Raw genomic sequence first — 19,278 nt, forward strand, 5'->3', positions numbered from 1 at the left:
CTAATGTGAGTTTCGTCGCTTTTCATTATAGGTCATATGGGACCTTTTTTCTATATTCAAAAAGGCTCCATAATTTCCACGGTGTTCTTACCCACTACAGAAATTATAGAGCCTAAAAAATTAAAATTCTTTGGATTTTCCAGAGAATTTTTTAGTTTCCCTTAAGTTTGGCGCGCTATACTATATCCAAGCTAGAAATAGCAAAACTTTTACTGAATGAATTTCAGTATCGTCATCCGTAAGAGCTAAAGCTCAAACGGCTGGCATATCTTTTCACCTAAAGGTGTCCCTAGCTCTAAGTCGCAAGCGACAAAGAGCTAGGTATCATATAATCTCCAGAAAACAGTCGGCAAAGTGAAGTCGGCTGTTTTTGTATAAAAAATCAAAAAAGTCTTGACTCATCCCTAGGGGGATGGTGTATGCTAGGACTATCAAAGCAGATGGAGGTTGCTTATGCAGGTCAAGGATGTGGAGAAGTTGACAGGCTTGTCAACCAAGGCGATACGCCTGTATGAAGAAAAGGACTTGATTGAGGTGGCGAGAAATCCACTCAACGACTATCGAGATTATTCAGAGGAAAATGTGCAGCAACTCCGCTTGATTAAGTTGCTCCGCTATTTTGAATTTTCCCTAGCCGATATTAAGGAGCTTTTGTTTTTATCAGAAGAGGATTTGCGGTCAGCCCTGCGTGAGAAGAAGCAAGAAATCAACCAGCAAGCAGAGGAATTGTCAGACAAGGTTGACTTGCTGGGTCAGGTAGTCAAGGACCTGGGCAAGAAAGTTGACTGGCTGGAAGAAGCACAGGACTCCATTGCTTTTGTGGAAAGCGGTGAATTCCAAGACTTAAAACAAGACCTAGAAGATGCCTTATTACCAAGCCTATGGATGGCCCTCGTGCAGACCTTGACGCTATCAGGTCCGATCCTCTGGCTGTTTATCCGAATTCAAGAGGGCCGTCAGGAAAATCTTTTCCTACTAGCCGTGGTTTCCCTACTAGCAACTGCTTGGATCACGCTCCTCTGGCGAGACTACCTCGTGACTTGGTGGAAACATCGGGACAAGGTCCGTCAGAAGAATCGTAGCCAAGCTTGGTGGATTCCAATTGGTCTAATCACCCTTGTGGGTGGAATTAGCTACTTTATCTTCGTCGGCTGGTTGACAGAAACTTTCTTCCTGCCAAGCGACTGGCTCTTCTATGAGTATTCGATTGGTCTGGGCAAGGTTTCCATGGCATTTATTATGGTTTTTCTTGTTTTTCTTTTGGGAAAACTGGCGAGGCTGGTGAAACTTCCTTGGAAATACGGCTGGGGTCTGGCAGGTGGCTGTATCTTGTTGACCGCTCTGCTCATTTCTACCACAACAGCTGTGACCAAAGACCAGATTATTGACATCAATCTGTTGGCACCGTCCAAGGAATATCTTTACAGTGATGTCAAGTCTGTCTGGACAGGATTTGGGACCAAGGTATTTACCCTAGATGAAACTAAAAAGCAGGGACAGTTTAGCTACCGTATCCAGCTTGACGGAAAAGAACTTGTGTTTATGCAGCCGACTTCCAATCAGGATTTAGTGCCAGTTGATAGCTACATAGAACTAGAGGAATTTGATCAGCGACTGATGAATCTGGTCATTCCCAAAGAAAGTTCAGCAGAAGGCAGTCAGTACAACGATTTAGATGCGCACTTTCTAGGGCGATTTTTGCGAATAGTGGAAAATAAATAAAATGAATTCTGTTTTAGTTTCCCTTAAGTTTGGCGCGCTATACTATATCCAAGCTAGAAATAGCAAAACTTTTACTGAATGATTTTCAGTATCGTCATCCGTAAGAGTTAAAGCTCAAACGGCTGGCATATCTTTTTACCTAAAGGTATCCCTGGCTCTAAGTCGCAAGCGACAAGAGCTAGGTATCATATAATCTCCTGGAAATACTGGACTCACTGAGTCTGGTATTTTCATTTTGTGCTATAATAGTCCCATGACTAGAATTTTAGATATGGAACAGATGCAGGATGAGGAGTATGTTGAGCGTACCCTGCGTCCGCAGAAATTAAACGAATACATCGGTCAGGACAAGGTCAAGGACCAGTTGAAAATCTTTATTGAGGCGGCCAAACTCCGTGATGAAGCCTTGGACCATACTCTTCTTTTTGGCCCTCCGGGTCTGGGGAAGACCACTATGGCCTTTGTCATTGCAAACGAACTAGGTGTAAATATCAAGCAGACAAGTGGTCCTGTCATTGAAAAGGCAGGCGATTTGGTGGCCCTTCTCAATGATTTGGAGCCTGGCGATGTCCTCTTTATCGATGAAATCCACCGTATGCCCATGGCGGTTGAGGAGATTCTCTACTCTGCTATGGAAGACTTTTACATCGATATTATGATTGGAGCAGGGGAAGCCAGCCGCTCTGTGCATCTGGAGTTGCCACCTTTTACCCTGATTGGAGCAACCACTCGTGCGGGTATGCTATCCAATCCCCTGCGGGCTCGTTTTGGTATCACCGGTCACATGGAGTATTATGAACTGGCTGATTTGACCGAGATTGTTGAGCGGACGGCGGATATCTTTGAGATGGAGATTACCCATGAAGCTGCTATTGAGCTGGCTCGTCGGTCTCGTGGAACTCCCCGTATCGCCAACCGTCTGCTCAAGCGGGTGCGGGATTTCGCACAGATTATGGGCGACGGCCTGATTGATGACAGCATTACGGACAAGGCTTTGACCATGCTGGACGTGGACCGTGAAGGTCTGGACTACGTGGACCAGAAGATTCTTCGTACAATGATTGAGATGTACGGTGGCGGTCCCGTCGGCCTCAACACCCTGTCGGTTAATATTGCTGAAGAGCGCGAAACGGTGGAGGACATGTATGAGCCTTACCTGATTCAGCAGGGCTTCATCATGCGGACACGGACGGGGCGGGTTGCGACAGCCAAGGCCTACGAGCACTTGGGTTATCCTTATACGGAAAAATAATGGCAGAGCAGATGAGACAAGTAGCCAGTTTATTTGGAGATTGGCCTGAGGCAATTATTTGGACCTGTTTAGAAGGCAGAATGGGACAGATTCATGTTGATGACAGCCAGTCGCCCCAGTCAGCCTTAGCTCTCTATGGACGGCAGAGCTTCTTTGGTTTTTTTGCCGGAAAACCAAATATGGACTTGCTGAAAATATGTGAGGGAAAGGATATTATTTTAGTCCCCCAAAACCAGGCCTGGTCAGACTTGATAGAAGGGACTTACGGAGACAATATCCGGTCCTTTACCCGTTATGCTACGAAAAAAGATACTAGTTTTGACCTTGGGCATTTGCAGAAACTGATTGATGCCCTACCTGAAGAGTTTGACCTGAAAGTGATTGACTGTAATCTGTATGATGCCTGTCTGGTGGAAGACTGGTCACGCGATTTGGTGGGCAATTATGCTGATGTGGAGCAGTTTTTAGACTTGGGTCTAGGCTATGTCATCTTGCATAAGGAGCAGGTGGTGTCAGGTGCCTCATCCTATGCCAGTTATTCAGGTGGGATTGAGATAGAGGTGGATACTAGGGAAGACTATCGAGGTTTGGGTTTAGCTAGAGCTTGTGCTGCTCAGTTAATCTTAGCTTGTTTAGACTGTAATCTCTATCCTAGCTGGGATGCCCATACTCTGACTTCCTTGAAACTGGCTGAAAAATTGGGTTACCAATTGGACAAGCCCTATCAAGCATATGAATGGAGATAAGATGATACCGACATTTATTTGGGATTTGGACGGAACGCTGTTGGATTCCTATGAAGCGATTTTGGCTGGAATTCAGGAAACCTATGAACAATATGATCTTCCTTTTGACCGCGAAGAAGTAAGAAATTTCATTCTTCGCTATTCTGTCAAGGATTTGCTGGTGCGTGATGCGGACAAGTACGGTCTGGATAGCGATGAGCTTAATCGCGTACGTGCGACTTCCTTGAAGGAGAAGAATACGCAGATTCCCTTGATGGCTGGTGCGCGTGAAATTCTGGACTGGACAGCAGAGAAAGGAATTCAAAATTTCGTTTATACACACAAGAGTGACAATGCTTTTCAGGTTTTGGAGGATTTGGGTGTCCATCACCATTTCACAGAAATCTTGACCAGCGATTCTGGTTTTGCCCGCAAACCAAGTCCAGAAGCTCTGCTATTTCTCATCGAAAAATACGGACTGGACAAGGAAAAGACCTACTATATTGGTGACCGTCTGCTTGATGTGGAGACAGCTGTCAACGCAGGGATTCAGAGTATCAACCTGCAAATTGATGGTGTGGAGCAGAATTGGAAGATTGGGAAGTTGGTGGATATTAAGGGGAAGTTTGAATAAAGGATATAGTCAAAAACTATTACAAGTCATGGAAATATTCAATTAGTCATCTATAGCGAGTTTTGATAGACTAGATAGGTAAAGCGAAAAAACTGAGGTTATCGGTGAAAGATAAAAAATTTGAGTAATTTTTGGATGGGTTCAAATACCAATTAGTATGTAAGTATACAATTATTTTCATTGCAAGATGAAATCGTTTACAATACCTAGCTTTTTTGCTACAATGAACAAAAGTATATTCGGAGGTATTTTATGAACGATAAGGAATTTGGACAACGTGTACGTCAACTTAGAGAAACCGCTAGTCTGACACGTGAACAGTTTTGTGGTGATGAATTGGAACTCTCCGTCCGCCAATTAACCCGTATTGAAGCTGGTACCTCTAAACCGACTTTTTCAAAGATTCAGTATATTGCGACCCGATTGGGCATGGGACTTTATGAACTTATGCCAGATTATGTATCCTTACCCGAAAGATATTCTAAACTGAAGTTTGATGTCCTCCGTACACCGACTTATGGCAATGAGGAATTAATTGAAAAACGTGATGCTATCATGACGGAAATTTATGATGATTATTATGATGACTTGCCTGAAGAGGAGAAAATAGCGATAGATGCGATTCAATCACGAATTGATACCTTAGAGTCAGGGACAGCAGGCTTTGGAAAAGAGATACTGGAAGATTACTTTGAACAAATTTTTCGAAAACAAAAGTACGAAGTGAATGATTTACTGATTATTAGGCTCCAGCTCGAATATGTTAGGTTATCTAGTAATGATTCAGAAATATTTAGACAGTTTTTGAAAATTATAGAAGCCTTACATGGACAAATTGATATCATCAATTCAAGTGATCTATTTGTTTTACGAGATACATTGTTATCTTGTGTAAATATTTTGGGAAGCAAAAAATATTATGAACCAATACCAAAGATATTCGACAGTGTAGATAAAATTATACAGTCGACACAAGACTTTCAGAAAAAGCCCATTGTCAGTGTATTGAAATGGAAATACGCACTTTTTGTAAATAAGGATAGGGGTGAGGCTGAAAAGCATTATTTAGATGCGATTCTATTGGCAAAATTGATAGAAAATAGAGAGTTAGAACAGAAGATTGACGAAGATTGGAAAGTTGACAATCAGTAAAGTGACATTTTTGTCCTGTTGAAGAGCTGTCAAAAGTATTATACTAAACTCATAAAGATTAAAGGAGATTAGTAATATGTTTAACTTTTTGAAATTTTTTGGTCGTCTTGGTGGTAACTGGGGAACATGGATTGAAGAATAATATTCATAAAAAGCCAACATCCGTTTGGCTTTTTTGTTATACTAGACAGTATGTAGGAGGTGGCTATGTTAGAAAATTGGTTAAACACCAAGCAAGGTCAGGTGTTTCATTATAAGATGGAGAAGATTGAGTATGCCCTAGAACTGCTAGGAAATCCCCAGTTTGCAGTGCCGGTCATTCATGTCGCTGGGACCAATGGCAAGGGATCGACCATTGCTTTTCTGCGCCAGCTATTTCAGACCCATGGCTTGCGTGTCGGTAGCTTCGTGTCTCCCCATATGGTGAGCGTACACGACAGGATTTGTATTGACAGCCAGCCCATTTCTGACTATGATTTTCAGCACTACTTACAGAAAGTCTATGACTTGGAGCAGGAAGTCACCGCTCGCTATGAGCCCTTCCGCTATTTCGAGGTCATGGTGCTTATTATGTTCCTCTATTTCGAAGCTCAACAACCCGATGTGGCACTGGTAGAGGTGGGCATCGGCGGGCTTTTGGATACGACTAATGTCGTGGCACCAGCCCTAAGCGTTATCACCTCCATCGGCATGGACCATCAGGATTTACTAGGCTCGACTTTAGGGGAAATAGCAGAGCAGAAAGCAGGAATTATCGAGGAAAACGTGCCTGTCGTCCTAGGACCGCTTTGTCCAGAAACCACAGCCATTTGCCGCCAAATTGCCCTTGACAAACAAGCCCCTGTCTACCAATTTGGTCAGGAATTCACCTATAAAACAAGACAGTTCAGCAATGCGGACATGGACCTGTCAGAATTGGTTCTGGGTCTGGCAGGTCCTCACCAAGAAGAAAATGCGGCCGTAGCCTTGCAAACTTTTTTGCTTTATATGGCCAGTATTCAAAAAGCGACTTTACCTCCGTTAATTAAAACTGCCCTTGCCCAAACCAGCTGGCCTGGTCGTTTGGAATTGGTTGCCCAAGAGCCAACAATCTATTTGGACGGAGCCCACAATGTCCCCGCTATCGAACGTTTGATTGAATTTATTCAAGAACAAGAAGAGCCTGTCACCATTCTCTTTTCTGCCCTTCGGCGCAAGGATTTTCAAGAAATGCTGGAATTATTGGAAGAAAAGTTACCACATACTCCTCTTGTATTGACCAGCTTTGCTTATGACGGTGCCTTGTCCGAGGAAAACCGACAAGGACGAGATTATGTTGAGAACTATCCGCAGTTTATAGAAGACTGGCAATCTAGCAAGCAAGGGATTTTGATTGTCACAGGCTCTCTCTACTTTATCTCAGAGGTTCGTCAGATGTTTAAAAAATGACTATCATTTTGCGAATAAATAGGTATGACACATGCAGAAACAGTAGCCTTTTTAAAGGAATTTGAAAAAACCAAACGCCATACCTTCCGCCAACTAGAGCAGTTTGCAAAAATTTCTAGAACTCCCGATAGGAAATGACATCGGGAGGGCTTTTTGATATAATAAAAAAAGTACATTCAAGGAGGAGAGCATGACAGAATTAGATACCACTATTCATGAAAAATCTACCAAACCTCGACGACACAGACGAGCAAGACGTTCAAAAACAAATCACTTAAATGAGGAATTTAAGGATGAACTGCCTAAAACGAAGATTTGGCCAGCGCTGATTTGGAGTCTACTGTTGAGTGTTTTCAGTGTTGCCAACCCATTTCTGACTTTTTTGGCTACAAATGTACAGACACAAAATTTGTATGCGGGAATGGCCATGATGAATGGGCAACATCCATATGGTGACTTTTTTGGAACAAATGGGGTTTTGTTTTACCTAATGTCCTGGATTGGTCATATTGGAGGGAGCTTTATTGTATTTGGCCTTCTTCAATTTATTGCAGTTTTTATTGCTGGAATCTATTTTTATAAAATAACGGCTTATTTTAGCTCATCAGAGCGAATAGCAACCAATTTTAGTCATTGGTTCTATGTTTTTATCTTTGCATTAGGATTTGGCGGACTTTATGCGGAATTATTTGTACTCCCATTTCTTTTAACAAGCCTATGGTTTTTAGTGCGTTATTTTGAAAATGCGGTACGAGATGAAGCTTTTATTCTCTACGGAATTGATGCTGCCATAGTATTTCTCATCTATCCAAAAAGTTTAGTACTCTGGTTGATTGCAGGTGTCTTATTGTTCTTCTTCAATATCCAGCATCAGCAAAAAGCTAGAGGAGTCTATCAATTTCTAGCAACCATATTTGGTTTTCTTTTCATACTGTATATTGTAGGCTACTACACTTTTGAAGCTGAGATATTAGGAACAGCTATTCAGCAGACATTTCTTTATAATTTGAGGCTTGAATTTGTACCGACAAGCTTGTACTTCGCGCTTGCTATGTTTTCTGCCTTCTTAGTTTTTTCAGGCTTTCTAAAAAATATTTTCCAAACCCTATTTTCGCTAGGGACAGGAAAGTACACCTATTTGAAAGTATTGGCTCTCCTAGCTTTTGTCATACAAACTGTCTTTATTATTGGAGATGCTGATTTTCATTGGAGCCAACTTGTTCTCTTGCTTCCCTTTGGTTTTATAATGGCTGTTGTTCATGTAAGTTCTTCGTCTGAAGAGGATGAGGAGAATGGTTACCTTGGTCGTCAGTTTTTCTTACCGGTGGTTGTTGCATTAGGAATTGTTATACAACCAGCTTATACCTACTTGGTTCAGGGAGATCTCCTTGCAGAACGGACAGATATTGCTCGATATATCCGAGAAAACTCCGATTCGAATGATAAGATATTCACTTGGGATAACAGTGCGAGTATCTATCTGTCGAGTCAACGCTTATCTTCTGCAACAATTATTTCTGCAAAACCTTTCTTGGATACAGACGAAAATAAGAGGAATTTAGTTTACGATTTGAATCGAAATGCTGCAAGGTTTATCGTTGTTAATAAAGGTATCCCATTGTTAGACGATATCACTTCAAACTTAGAATTACAATATAAGCAAGTTGAGTCCTATGACCACTTTGTTATTTATCAAAAGAATGAATGATTGCTTAGGCAGTCATTTTTTCATTGGCTTGGGAAAATGGGGAAGACTAGGATGTGTGGTATAATGGAGAAATAGGTAGACGGAAAAAGAATTTCTAAAGAAATGTAGGGAAAATCATGGCACAAATTATTGAATTACCAGAAATTTTAGCCAACCAGATTGCGGCGGGCGAGGTGATTGAACGTCCAGCCAGCGTGGTCAAGGAGTTGGTGGAGAATTCTATTGATGCAGGGGCTAGCCAGATTGAAATTCGTATCGAGGAAGCTGGGCTCAAATCCATTCAGATTACAGACAACGGTGAAGGCATTGCTCCTGACCAGGTGGCATTGGCTCTGCGACGTCATGCGACTAGTAAGATTAAAAATCAGGCAGACCTTTTCCGCATTCGGACCTTGGGTTTTCGTGGTGAAGCCCTGCCGTCGATTGCCTCTGTCAGCCACCTGACCATCGAAACAGCGACAGACCAGCATACTCATGGTTTGTGCTTGGTTTCCAAAGGCGGAGTGATCGAGTCGGAGGAGCCAATCAGCCGCCCAGTCGGCACCCAGATGACCGTTTCGGATTTGTTTTACAACACCCCTGCTCGTCTGAAATATGTCCGCAGTCAGCAGGCTGAGATATCACATATTGCAGATATCATCAACAGGCTGAGCCTGGCTCACCCAGAAATTGCCTTTACTCTGGTTAACGAAGGGCGAGAATTGATGCGTACAGCAGGAACAGGCAAACTCCGTCAAGCTATTTCGGGTATTTACGGGATTGCTTCTGCTAAAAAAATGGTGGAGATTGAAGCCGAAGACTTGGATTTTCACGTTTCTGGCTATGTTTCTCTGCCAGAATTGACTCGTGCCAACCGCAACTACATTTCCATTTTCATCAATGGTCGCTACATCAAGAATTTCTTGCTCAATCGTGCCATTTTGGAAGGTTACGGTAGTAAGCTCATGGTAGGTCGTTTTCCGCTGGCGGTGATTTCTATTGAGATTGATCCTTATTTAGCTGATGTCAATGTCCATCCGACCAAGCAAGAGGTCCGTATCTCCAAGGAAAAGGAACTCATGACCCTGATTCGAGAGGCCATTATCAAGGCACTTAAGGAACAGGACTTGATTCCAGATGCTTTAGAAAATTTGGCCCAGTCTAGCACCCGTCCACGTGTAAAGGTCAAGGCAGAGCAGGGAACCTTGCCTCTCAAGGAAAGTAATCTTTACTATGACACAGTCAAGCAGGATTTTTTCCTCAAACCAGAAGTGGTTGCAGAGGATATCAAGCCTTTGGAGGAAGACAAACAGGCTCCTCAAGAAGTACCCGAGGAGAATGCGGTCAAGTCTGTTCAGTTTGCAGAACGCCATTCAGGTGAAAGTGCAGACCCAGAACATCCTAACTTAAGTGCTAAAGAGTTGGCCAAATTAGCAGATAAATTAGACCAAGAAGAAACCTCAACCTTCCCAGAATTAGAATATTTCGGTCAGATGCACGGGACTTATCTGTTTGCACAGGGGAAAACAGGGCTCTATATCATTGATCAGCACGCCGCACAGGAGCGGGTCAAATATGAATATTATCGTGAAAAGATTGGTCAGGTAGATAACTCTGCCCAGCAACTCTTGGTGCCTTATATCTTTGAATTTCCTCAAAATGATGCCCTCAACTTAGCACATAAGATGGATGCCCTCCGTCAAGTTGGTGTCAACTTGGAAGAGTATGGTGTCAACCAATTCATCTTGCGTGAACATCCTATTTGGATGAAGGAAGAGGAGATTGAGTCTGGCATTTATGAGATGTGCGATATGCTGCTCTTGACAGACCAGGTGTCTATTAAGCAGTATCGGGCAGAACTGGCAATCATGATGTCTTGTAAACGGTCAATCAAGGCCAACCATGCTTTGGATGATTATTCAGCACGAGACTTATTGCGGCAATTATCGCATTGTCAAAATCCTTATAACTGCCCGCACGGCCGTCCAGTTTTAGTTCATTTTAGCAAGTCGGACATGGAAAAAATGTTCCGTCGCATTCAGGAAAATCATACAAGTTTGCGAGAGTTGGGGAAGTATTAAGGGTTTTAACACCCATGTAAAAGTATTTTGGCTAGCTTTTTTTACCATCAGCTTGTAAAGTAAAGGAGGAAACATGACCAATCTTGGACAGCTCATTCACATGGAGCGAACAAAACGACAGGAATCTCAAGAAACCTTGGCAAAAGCAATCGGAGTGTCACGGCAAACAGTCTTAAACTGGGAAAAAGGTCGCACCTTACCTGATAGTGCCAGTCTAGTTAGCATTGCCCAACGTTATCACCTATCTTTTGACCAGTTAATTGGCTTACAAGTCAAGGCTAAGAAAAGGCGGGTCTGGATAAATTACTTGATTCTCCTAATCCTATTCAGTCTAGGTATATTTGTCGGTGGTAATGCCACTCTCTTGCTTCCTTTCCTTATTGTTTTTCTCCTTGTCGGTTTCCTTATCCAAGAATTCATGTTGACCAAATCTTTATAAAGCGAGGTCATTGTATGGTCCGAAAGGATAGACTGTTTATTGTATTTATTGTTCTTGGCGTACTCAATCTGCTGGTCAAGCTTCACCGTTATTTAGGATTTAGTCCGACTTATAGTCTTTACTACCAGCTTGCTAGTTATGGCTTGCTATTTGCACTTGGCATATACTACTATAAAGAGCTTCTTTGGACTGACTTTAGAAAATTGCGGAGCTGGAAACTGCTTTATCAATTCCCCTTGTTTTATCTCGCAGACTTTTTGGTCATGTATGGCGGAAGTTTTTTCCAATACATACTCATGAAATCACTTCATATCTCAGAAGGTATAGGCAATGTTACAGCAGTTGATAAGATAAATCAAATCGTCCCACTTCCAATCTTTTTGCTAATAGTGGGCATCATTGGTCCGATTGTTGAAGAACTTTTTTATCGGAAATTTTTACAGGATAGTCTGAAAAATATTTTGAATCCATGGTTGGCTATTGTCTTGCAAGGTCTCATTTTTGGATTAGGACATGCTAGATCTCTGGACAGTTCAGAACTCATCAGTACGATTCCTCAGATTTGTTCAGGTATTTACTTGGGCTATCTCTATCATAGAACAGATAATCTTTGCTACCCAATGTTCATTCATTGTGCCAGCAATCTCTCCGTCGGGTATTAAAACTCAGCCTTGCTGTCAATGGCGAGGCTTTTATGATACAATGGAAGACATAAATTATCATCGATAAAGGAAGTATATGTACGACTATATCAAAGGAATGTTAACCAAAATCACTGCAAAGTATATTGTAGTAGAAACGCATGGAGTTGGTTATCTTTTACAGGTAGCCAATCCCTACGCTTACTCTGGGAAGGTCCAACAAGAAGTGACGGTCTATACCCATCAGGTGATTCGTGAAGATGCTCATTTGCTCTACGGATTTGCGACTGAGAATGAAAAATCCGTCTTTCTGAATCTGATTTCAGTATCAGGTATTGGTCCAACAACGGCTCTGGCTATTATTGCTGTTGATGATAATGATGGACTTGTTCGTGCCATTGAGCAGAAAAACATTACCTACCTGACCAAGTTTCCGAAGATTGGCAAGAAAACAGCCCAGCAGATGATTTTGGACTTGGAAGGCAAGTTTGTCATGAGCGAAGAAGCGGGTCCTGTTCAAGAAGTAGCACCTGCCAGTGAGAATGTCGCCCTCGAAGAAGCAATGGAAGCCATGGAGGCGCTTGGTTACCGACCAGCCGAACTCAAGAAAATCAAGAAATTCTTCGAAGGTACCAACGACACCGCAGAAAACTACATCAAGTCAGCCCTTAAAATGTTGATGAAGTGATAGGATACTAAGGCGTTAAACGATACGAAGCAAAATAGGAAAGCTGACGCAGATGCTTTGGCATCTAGGAAGTCTTTATCTTTTTGCAAAGTATCGTAGCCGTGTTCAAGTAACGTACCAGTATGATGGTTACTAAAGTAACTCATCATACTACGGCAATCGCTATTTGCGACTTGCCTAGGTACCTTACTAATTCGCCACAAAAATAATATCGATTTTTGTGACTCATGTCGTGACCAGATACTAAGGAGTTAGGTGATACGAAGCAAGTAGTGACTTTCTTTGTTTTTACTGCAACTTTTAGTAGGTGTCTAGTGTATCTTAGTTATTCTCGAAAAGGAGTTTCTATGTCCCGTTGTGCTTGGGTTAATCTAAATAATCCACTTTATATTGCTTACCATGATGAAGAATGGGGCAAGCCACTTCACGATGAGCAGTCTTTGTTTGAGTTGCTTTGCTTGGAATCCTACCAAGCAGGACTTTCCTGGGAAATTGTTCTCAATAAACGCCAGGCTTTTCGCTCTGCTTTTTTCCACTATGATATTCAAAAGGTTGCAGCTATGACAGATAGCGAGTTAGACGGTCTTCTTGCCAATCCCAACATCATTCGCCACAAGGCAAAGCTGTACGCCACCCGTGCTAATGCCCAGGCCTTTCTTCGAGTACAGGAGGAATTCGGCACGTTTGATACGTATCTTTGGGAATGGGTTAACTTTACATCTATCGACAACCATGTCAAGTCCTTCCGAGAATTGCCGACTAAGAACGACTTGTCTGAGCGAATTTCAAAAGATTTGAAAAAACGAGGTTTCAAATTCGTCGGTCCTGTATGTGTTTATTCCTATTTACAGGCGGCGGGTCTTTTAAATGAACACGAAGAATCTTGTGATTTTCGAAAACCATTACGAACTAATTAGATGAGCGAGCAATCGCACCTTAGACAGAGGAGGAATATGAAAGCAGAACTAATCGCCGTTGGGACGGAGATTTTGACAGGTCAAATCGTTAATACCAACGCCCAGTTCCTTTCGGAAAAATGCGCAGAGCTGGGAATTGATGTTTATTTCCACACAGCTGTTGGAGATAATGAACAACGGCTCCTATCTGTACTGGAAGTAGCCAGTCAGCGGAGCGACTTGGTCATTCTCTGTGGAGGACTTGGTCCAACTGAGGATGACTTGACCAAGCAGACCTTGGCGGCCTTCTTAGGTAGAAAATTGGTCTTTGATGAAAAGGCTATGGCAAAATTAGACCGCTTCTTTGCCAGTCGACCAGGTCGTGTTCGTACACCTAACAATGAACGTCAGGCACAGATTATTGAGGGAAGCCTCGCCTTACAAAATCCAACTGGTTTGGCAGTTGGAGGCATGATTGAGCAAGAGGGTGTAACCTATATTGTCTTGCCTGGTCCACCAAGTGAACTCAAGGCCATGTTTTCTGAGAGTCTCTTACCTTTGCTGTCCCAATCTCAGCAGCAACTTTATTCGCGAGTCCTACGCTTTTTTGGCATTGGTGAAAGCCAGTTGGTGACTGTTTTGGCGGACTTGATTGACAAGCAGACAGACCCAACTCTTGCACCCTATGCTAAGGTTGGAGAGGTGACTTTACGTTTGTCCACCAAGGCGACCAACCAAGAAGAAGCAAATCTACGTTTGAGTCAGTTGGAAGAAGAAATCTTGCAACGGGACAAACTGGCAGACTACTTCTATGCCTACGGAGAGGAAAATAGTTTGGCTCAAACGGTAGCGTCTTGTTTGATAGAGAAAAAACAAACTATAGCCATCGTCGAACAGGGGACAGGTGGTCTCTTGCAGGCTGAATTGAGCCTGGCTTTGGCTGATCAGCCGTATTTTAGCGGTGGGAAAGTCATCGGTCAGCAGGGAACAGGTTCGGGCAGGTGCTGGGAAGAAGCTGGTCGCATTCGGCAGGATTTGCAAGCGGATTTGGGGTTGTCTGTGTCGGTGCTTATCAAGCCAGAATCGACAGAGGACAACGTCCTTGCCAAGGTTTTTCTTGCTCTGGCAAGTACCTCTGGGATTGCCCAAATGGAGGTGGACCTGGGAGGGTATTCCTGGAGTCACATTCGTCAATTGGCGGTGATGCAGGCCCTTGATTTCGTGCGAAAAACTTTGTGAAACAGTAAAACTTTGCTATAATGGATTGATTACAAAAGAGGAGAAAGAAATGGCAAAAAAACCTGGTAAAAAATTAGAAGATATTACGAAAAAATTTGGTGATGAGCGTAAAAAAGCGCTCGACGATGCCTTAAAAACAATTGAAAAGGATTTTGGTAAAGGTGCCATTATGCGCCTTGGTGAGCGGGCTGAGCAAAAAGTGCAAGTCATGAGTTCAGGTAGCTTGTCCATTGATATTGCCTTGGGTGCGGGTGGTTATCCAAAAGGCCGTATCATTGAAATTTATGGCCCTGAGTCATCAGGTAAAACAACTGTTGCTCTTCATGCGGTTGCGCAGGCGCAAAAAGAAGGTGGAATTGCTGCCTTTATCGATGCGGAGCATGCATTGGATCCAGCCTATGCAGCAGCGCTTGGTGTCAACATTGACGAGTTGCTCTTGTCACAGCCAGACTCAGGAGAGCAGGGTCTTGAAATCGCTGGTAAGTTAATTGACTCTGGTGCGGTTGATTTGGTTGTTGTGGACTCGGTTGCAGCTCTTGTACCACGTGCAGAAATTGATGGCGATATCGGTGATAGCCACGTTGGTTTGCAGGCACGTATGATGAGTCAGGCCATGCGTAAACTCGGTGCCTCCATTAACAAAACAAAAACCGTAGCCATTTTCATTAACCAATTGCGTGAAAAAGTCGGTGTCATGTTTGGTAACCCTGAAACAACACCAGGTGGACGTGCGCTTAAATTCTATGCCTCTGTTCGTATGGATGTTCGTGGTAATACACAAATCAAAGGAACGGGTGATAAGAAAGATCAAAACGTTGGTAAGGAAACCAAGGTCAAGATTGTGAAGAACAAGGTGGCTCCACCATTTAAAGAAGCTGTTGTTGAAATCATGTACGGTGAAGGAATTTCTCGCACAGGTGAATTGATTGAGATTGGTAGCAACCTCGGTTTTATCCAAAAAGCAGGTGCTTGGTATTCATATAATGGAGAAAAAATTGGTCAAGGTTCTGAAAATGCTAAGAAATTCTTGGCAGATAATCCAGCAATCTTTGATGAAATTGACCGCAAGATTCGTGTTCACTACGGCTTGATTGAAGCTGATGAAACGCAAGAAACTGTGACAGAAGAGGCTCCTGTTGCTGCTGAAGAGATCCAAGATGTTATCCTAGATCTTGATGGCGGTATTGAATTAGAAGAATAAAAACGAAAAAGTTTGGATTATCCAGACTTTTTTCTGATTGAAAAACGAATATTCGCCCAAAAATTTAAAGTTTTTTAAAAAATAGGTCTACAGACGGATGGAATTTGTGGTATAATGTTTTATAATGTGCTTACTAAGATGTAGCAAAGGAGTGACTACATGATTAAAATTTATACAGTATCTAGTTGTACTTCTTGTAAGAAAGCAAAGAACTGGTTGAATGCCCATCAATTGTCCTATAACGAACATAACCTGGCTAAAGAGGCAATCACCAAGGAAGAAATTTTAAATATTTTAACCAAGACGGAAAACGGCATTGCAAGTATTGTTTCTTCTAAAAATCGTTATGCAAAAAGTTTGGATTTTGATATAGAAGATTTAAGTGTCAATGAAGTGATTGACTTGATTACTTCTAATCCACGTATTTTGAAAAGTCCAATTCTGATTGACGAGAAACGATTGCAGGTTGGATATAAAGAAGATGACATTCGCGCCTTCTTACCAAGAGCAGTTCGAAATGTTGAAAATGCTCAAGCTCGTATGCGAGCAGCCCTATAAAGAGTAGGAAGAACTCTGATTATAGAGTTCTTTTTGCTCTTTCTTTGAGATTATGTAGATAGTGTGTTATAATGGGAGTAAGACATAATGAAAGAAGGTGTAAGTATGGGATTCACAGAAGAAACAGTCCGATTTCGTCTGGATGATACAGATAAGCAAGAAATTAGCCAAACGCTAACCAGTGTTTATCGTTCATTGGATGAGAAGGGGTATAATCCAATTAACCAAATCATAGGCTACGTATTAAGTGGGGACCCTGCTTATATTCCGCGCTATAATGATGCCCGCAACCAAATTCGTAAATACGAACGCGATGAAATTATCGAAGAATTGGTGCGCTACTATTTGAAAGGAAATGGGATTGACCTCTAATGAGAATAATGGGATTAGACGTCGGTTCTAAGACAGTTGGCATAGCCATTTCAGACCCCTTGGGCTTCACAGCTCAAGGATTGGAAATCATCCCAATTGATGAAGAAAAGGGTGAGTTTGGTTTGGAACGCTTAACTGAGTTAGTGGAGCAATATAAGGTTGATAAATTTGTTGTAGGCTTGCCAAAGAATATGAATAATACTAGTGGACCACGTGTGGAAGCTAGCCAGGCTTATGGAGATTTATTAATTGAGCGTTACAACTTACCAGTTGATTACCAGGATGAACGTTTGACAACTGTTGCCGCAGAACGTATGCTGATAGAACAGGCAGATATTAGCCGCGGGAAACGTAAGAAAGTTATTGATAAATTGGCTGCCCAGCTGATTTTGCAAAATTATTTAGATAGAACATTTTAAAGGAGATACTAATGGCACATCATCATGACCATGAACACGACCACAATCACGATGAGCGTGAATTGATTACTTTGGTGGACGACCAAGGTAACGAAACACTTTTTGAAATCTTGCTGACCATTGACGGTCAAGAAGAGTTTGGTAAAAACTACGTCCTCTTAATTCCTGCAAGTGCAGAAGAAGATGAGAACGGAGAAGTTGAAATCCAAGCCTACTCATACATTGAAAATGAGAATGGCACAGAAGGCGACCTTCAACCAATCCCAGAAGACGCAACAGCCGAATGGGATATGATTGAAGAAGTCTTCAACAGCTTTATGGAGGAATAAAAAGGTCCAGTGGACCTTTTTATCATGAGCCTAAAAACAAGAAAGCGAATTAAGGTCCAGTGGACCTTTTTATCATGAGCCTAAAAACAAGAAAGCAAATTAAGGTCCAGTGGACCTTTTTATCATGAGCCTAAAAACAAGAAAGCGAATTAAGGTCCAGTGGACCTTTTTATCATGAGCCTAAAAACAAGAAAGCGAATTAAGGTCCAGTGGACCTTTTTATCATGAGCCTAAAAACAAGAAAGCGAATTAAGGTCCAGTGGACCTTTTTATCATGAGCCTAAAAACAAGAAAGCGAATTAAGGTCCAGTGGACCTTTTTATCATGAGCCTGAAAACAAGAAAGCGAATTAAGGTCCAGTGGACCTTTTTATCTTTGTCTGGTGGAGTGAAACAGTCTGGGGAGAGACTGTTTCAGCCCGAGCCAAGAAACAGGAGAGCGAGGTAACAGTCTGGGGAGAGACTGTTTCAGCCCGAGCCAAGAAACAGGAGAGCGAGGTAACAGTCTGGGGAGAGACTGTTTCAGCCCGAGCTAAGAAACAGGAGAGCGAAGTAAGGGTCTAGGGGAGACTGTTTCAGCCCAAGTTAAGAAACAGCAAGGCGAGGAATGAGTCATGAGTCAGAAAATCAAAAGGGAGGCCATATGAAAGATAGTTTTACAGAAAGAAGTAAGAGGCTGAGTGAGGAATTAGAGAGGTGTCTACTGGCTGATAAAAATATATTGGTTATATTAGACATAATGGACAAGCTGAATTTATCAGATTGCTGGCTTTGTGCAGGAACTATCCGTAATTTCATTTGGAATCAATACAGTTTTGATAAGAATACGGATGTTGACATTGTTTTCTTTGATGAAAGCATAACCTATGAAGAGACACTAGAGTTAGAAACTAAGTTGCGCCAAATGTATCCAAATTATCAATGGGAGTTGAAAAATCAGACACTCATGCACATTCATAGCCCGGACAGCCTTCCTTATCAATCGTCACAAGATGCAATAGAAAAATTTCCTGAAAGGTGTACCGCAATTGGTGTTCGTCAGACAGAGAAAGGGGCTATAGAACTATTTGCCCCTTATGGATTAGATGACATTTATAATTATTTAGTACGACCAACTCCTCATTTTCTGGCCAATTCTAAACGTATGAACATATATAAGAAACGAATGAAAAAGAAAAATTGGAAAAAACAATGGCCTGCAATAACCATAAAATACGAAGAATAAAACAAAATAAAATCCGATAGACAAAAATGTCCTGTTGGCAATCGGGCCTTTTCGATAAACTAAGACCATCAATCAAAGGAGATTAGTAAGATGGAATTTGAAAAGGTCTATGATAGTGTAAAAGGGATTGTCAACAAGGCTCGAAAAGAGTTTTCCATCAAGCTGTGGGACAGAGATGATTGGGAACAGGAAGGCATGATGACCCTGTTTGAATTATTGGAAGACCAGCCGTGGTTGCTCGGTGAGCAGGCTCAACTATATTGTTACTTCAAGGTCAAATTCCGAAATCGGATTAAAGACCGTGTTCGCAAACAGGAAAGTCAAAAGCGCAAGTTTGACCGCATGCCTCATGAGGACATTCACGACCTATCGCATATGATACAATCACCTGGTTTGGTGAATGATGAATTATTGAAGCTGAGAGGTGCCTTGAGAGCTTGTCGTAAGAATCTCAGCGATGACCAGCTTGCAAATGACAAAAAACTGATATGTAAAGCCCTTTGTCAAGTAAAAACAATCGAACTGATAAAAAAATGAAAAGTATCTAGAAAGAGCCTAGTTCTTAGCTTCGGGCATTGGCCACTCTGATAT

General features: G+C 42.1%; 21 protein-coding genes. All 21 read left to right on the forward strand.

Translation table 11 applies throughout. The annotated features are described in order from the left end of the window. Positions 1-453: 453 nt before the first annotated feature. The 21 genes from C1E99_RS10650 (at position 454) to C1E99_RS10755 (ending at position 19,224) form a co-directional block, all read left to right on the forward strand. On the forward strand, positions 454-1,722 hold the full coding sequence (locus tag C1E99_RS10650; RefSeq protein WP_105207524.1) for a MerR family transcriptional regulator: 1,269 nt from the start codon (positions 454-456) through the stop codon (positions 1,720-1,722). A gap of 253 nt (positions 1,723-1,975) precedes the next feature. Beyond that, positions 1,976-2,974 (forward strand): Holliday junction branch migration DNA helicase RuvB, encoded by a 999-nt coding sequence (gene ruvB, locus C1E99_RS10655; RefSeq protein ID WP_105207525.1) that lies wholly within the window; start codon positions 1,976-1,978, stop codon positions 2,972-2,974. Continuing rightward, positions 2,974-3,720 carry a GNAT family N-acetyltransferase gene (locus tag C1E99_RS10660; RefSeq protein ID WP_105207526.1) on the forward strand — a complete coding sequence of 249 codons (747 nt, stop codon included), beginning with the start codon at positions 2,974-2,976 and terminating at the stop codon, positions 3,718-3,720. Before ruvB ends, C1E99_RS10660 begins: the two co-directional genes overlap by 1 nt. Position 3,721: 1 nt before the next feature. Beyond that, positions 3,722-4,333, forward strand: a complete 612-nt coding sequence (locus C1E99_RS10665) for an HAD-IA family hydrolase (protein WP_105207527.1) — start codon at positions 3,722-3,724, stop codon at positions 4,331-4,333. 252 nt (positions 4,334-4,585) lie between these two features. Beyond that, the gene (locus tag C1E99_RS10670; RefSeq protein ID WP_105207528.1) at positions 4,586-5,485 is read left to right on the forward strand and encodes a helix-turn-helix domain-containing protein; all 900 of its coding nucleotides are present in this window, start codon (positions 4,586-4,588) and stop codon (positions 5,483-5,485) included. A gap of 207 nt (positions 5,486-5,692) precedes the next feature. Then, the gene (locus C1E99_RS10675) at positions 5,693-6,913 is read left to right on the forward strand and encodes a bifunctional folylpolyglutamate synthase/dihydrofolate synthase (protein ID WP_105207529.1); all 1,221 of its coding nucleotides are present in this window, start codon (positions 5,693-5,695) and stop codon (positions 6,911-6,913) included. A gap of 190 nt (positions 6,914-7,103) precedes the next feature. After that, positions 7,104-8,621, forward strand: coding sequence for a quinol oxidase (locus tag C1E99_RS10685; RefSeq protein ID WP_105207530.1), 1,518 nt, complete (start codon positions 7,104-7,106; stop codon positions 8,619-8,621). A gap of 116 nt (positions 8,622-8,737) precedes the next feature. Beyond that, complete coding sequence (gene mutL, locus C1E99_RS10690) at positions 8,738-10,681, forward strand: DNA mismatch repair endonuclease MutL (protein WP_105207531.1); 1,944 nt, start codon at positions 8,738-8,740, stop codon at positions 10,679-10,681. A gap of 73 nt (positions 10,682-10,754) precedes the next feature. Further along, positions 10,755-11,120: a helix-turn-helix domain-containing protein gene (locus C1E99_RS10695; RefSeq protein WP_105207532.1), complete on the forward strand. Its 366-nt coding sequence runs from the start codon at positions 10,755-10,757 to the stop codon at positions 11,118-11,120. A gap of 14 nt (positions 11,121-11,134) precedes the next feature. Next, positions 11,135-11,782: a CPBP family intramembrane glutamic endopeptidase gene (locus tag C1E99_RS10700; RefSeq protein ID WP_105207533.1), complete on the forward strand. Its 648-nt coding sequence runs from the start codon at positions 11,135-11,137 to the stop codon at positions 11,780-11,782. 76 nt (positions 11,783-11,858) lie between these two features. Then, on the forward strand, positions 11,859-12,449 hold the full coding sequence (gene ruvA / locus C1E99_RS10705) for a Holliday junction branch migration protein RuvA (protein ID WP_105207534.1): 591 nt from the start codon (positions 11,859-11,861) through the stop codon (positions 12,447-12,449). Between the two features lie 347 nt (positions 12,450-12,796). Then, positions 12,797-13,366, forward strand: coding sequence for a DNA-3-methyladenine glycosylase I (locus tag C1E99_RS10710; RefSeq protein ID WP_105207535.1), 570 nt, complete (start codon positions 12,797-12,799; stop codon positions 13,364-13,366). Positions 13,367-13,402: 36 nt separating this feature from the next. Further along, positions 13,403-14,584 carry a competence/damage-inducible protein A gene (locus C1E99_RS10715; RefSeq protein ID WP_105207536.1) on the forward strand — a complete coding sequence of 394 codons (1,182 nt, stop codon included), beginning with the start codon at positions 13,403-13,405 and terminating at the stop codon, positions 14,582-14,584. A gap of 49 nt (positions 14,585-14,633) precedes the next feature. Then, a complete protein-coding gene (gene recA, locus C1E99_RS10720; protein WP_105207537.1) occupies positions 14,634-15,785 on the forward strand; it encodes a recombinase RecA in 1,152 nt (383 codons plus the stop codon). Between the two features lie 159 nt (positions 15,786-15,944). Further along, positions 15,945-16,343, forward strand: coding sequence for a transcriptional regulator Spx (gene spx, locus C1E99_RS10725; protein ID WP_029177692.1), 399 nt, complete (start codon positions 15,945-15,947; stop codon positions 16,341-16,343). Between the two features lie 105 nt (positions 16,344-16,448). After that, complete coding sequence (locus C1E99_RS10730) at positions 16,449-16,715, forward strand: IreB family regulatory phosphoprotein (protein WP_105150616.1); 267 nt, start codon at positions 16,449-16,451, stop codon at positions 16,713-16,715. Beyond that, positions 16,715-17,134, forward strand: coding sequence for a Holliday junction resolvase RuvX (ruvX, locus tag C1E99_RS10735; RefSeq protein ID WP_105150615.1), 420 nt, complete (start codon positions 16,715-16,717; stop codon positions 17,132-17,134). The genes C1E99_RS10730 and ruvX overlap by 1 nt, the downstream gene beginning before the upstream one ends. A gap of 11 nt (positions 17,135-17,145) precedes the next feature. Then, positions 17,146-17,463: a DUF1292 domain-containing protein gene (locus tag C1E99_RS10740; RefSeq protein ID WP_004195480.1), complete on the forward strand. Its 318-nt coding sequence runs from the start codon at positions 17,146-17,148 to the stop codon at positions 17,461-17,463. A 359-nt stretch (positions 17,464-17,822) separates the two neighbouring features. Further along, positions 17,823-18,026 carry a hypothetical protein gene (locus C1E99_RS10745; RefSeq protein WP_105207538.1) on the forward strand — a complete coding sequence of 68 codons (204 nt, stop codon included), beginning with the start codon at positions 17,823-17,825 and terminating at the stop codon, positions 18,024-18,026. A 79-nt stretch (positions 18,027-18,105) separates the two neighbouring features. After that, on the forward strand, positions 18,106-18,687 hold the full coding sequence (locus C1E99_RS10750; RefSeq protein WP_105207539.1) for a nucleotidyltransferase family protein: 582 nt from the start codon (positions 18,106-18,108) through the stop codon (positions 18,685-18,687). A gap of 90 nt (positions 18,688-18,777) precedes the next feature. Then, entirely contained in the window at positions 18,778-19,224 is a 447-nt protein-coding gene (locus tag C1E99_RS10755) for a sigma-70 family RNA polymerase sigma factor (protein WP_105207540.1), read from the forward strand. The last annotated feature ends 54 nt before the right edge of the window (positions 19,225-19,278 follow it).

This window comes from Streptococcus suis (assembly GCF_002964045.1).
In the GTDB taxonomy this organism is placed as follows: Bacteria; Bacillota; Bacilli; order Lactobacillales; family Streptococcaceae; genus Streptococcus; species Streptococcus suis_U.